Here is a 1,178-nt window from a genome sequence, read left to right on the forward strand (position 1 = left end):
CATAAAAGGTTACTAAGAACACCTATACGGTAACTGCCGAAAAGGCAGTACAAAAACATGCTAAATGGTTAACTGAGTAAATTCCATTATTTTTTCTTTTTACTGCCAAATTAGGCTTTTTCGCTGAAAAATCTAACAAAAATCATTAAAAATTTTACCTATTTATTACCTCAAAGATATTTCTTAAAAGTACTTATCATCACGGTAATAGCGATCCCTAATAGGAGAGCTGCGGGTAACAATAATAAATTAGGATACACAGCCGATGGCCAGGAGAGATACAACAAACAAGGTACACAGAACGCCGGTTTCACAAACCGTTTGGCGTGATGATAAACAAAACTCGACTCATAAGCCGCCCCATAACGCCGCAGGTCACGCCGACTTAGCCCTTCAACGACAGCAACTCCTATAACCATCACAAACAAGGGCAAAGACAATACCAGGATAGTGAGCCGGATAATAAAGGTTATCGTCACATACACCGCTGCCAACAGGTATTTCCGCAGATTTTGCGCCAGCCACACACTTCCGTCGTTCAACTCTTGCGCCATCTCATAGTGGCTCCGAGCTTGTACTGTATGCTGTTGATTAATCCAGTCCAGTGCACCACTGTCTACAAACACCCACTGATAACTCCATTTTAACCCGATACTGAGCTTAATCGCGGGTTCTGATAACAATAAGCTGCGGGTAAATTCTTTAGACAACCAACCACTTTCCGTGATCATAACTTGTTGGCTGTGTCTTTCTCCCTGTTCCGGCCAGAAAAAGGCTATCCCAAGGTATTCAACAATCAAACTAAAAAACAACGATACCAGCAAAAAACTAATGAGCATCCATGGCATATCCCACAGGACAGTTTTTAACGGACCTGATTTTTTCGGTGGCATCTGCGGCGATTTAGTGTTCTGTTGCGTCATCTTCAGCTTCCCCATCAGGCGTCAGCACCGCTGGATTTAACATCACATGCAGGTCAACCTGACTATCACTTGGCATTGAACCCGCTGACCACCAGGATTCACTGGTACGGTAATGTTTACGCATTTCATCAGCGATTTTTTGCAGACTTGCCGGCATCAGGTCATCATCATCGGCTGCTGGCAACGGCATGCGGATCTTCCATAACCGTCCCCCTTCAAGCAGAGCAAATGCCTGACCTTTCGGCAAGTTAATCA

1 protein-coding gene and 1 pseudogene are annotated in these 1,178 nt (G+C 44.1%); both read right to left on the reverse strand.

Annotation, left to right across the window (positions count from 1 at the left end; translation table 11 throughout):
- Window positions 1–170: 170 nt before the first annotated feature.
- Window positions 171–923 carry a TIGR03747 family integrating conjugative element membrane protein gene (locus tag D3222_RS24705; RefSeq protein ID WP_118988366.1) on the reverse strand — a complete coding sequence of 251 codons (753 nt, stop codon included), beginning with the start codon at window positions 921–923 and terminating at the stop codon, window positions 171–173.
- Window positions 904–1,178 (reverse strand): annotated as a pseudogene (locus D3222_RS24710) (type IV conjugative transfer system coupling protein TraD); the annotation flags it as partial. The gene D3222_RS24705 and the pseudogene D3222_RS24710, both read right to left, overlap by 20 nt.

This window comes from Photorhabdus sp. CRCIA-P01, assembly GCF_003545805.1.
Lineage (GTDB): Bacteria > Pseudomonadota > Gammaproteobacteria > Enterobacterales > Enterobacteriaceae > Photorhabdus > Photorhabdus antumapuensis.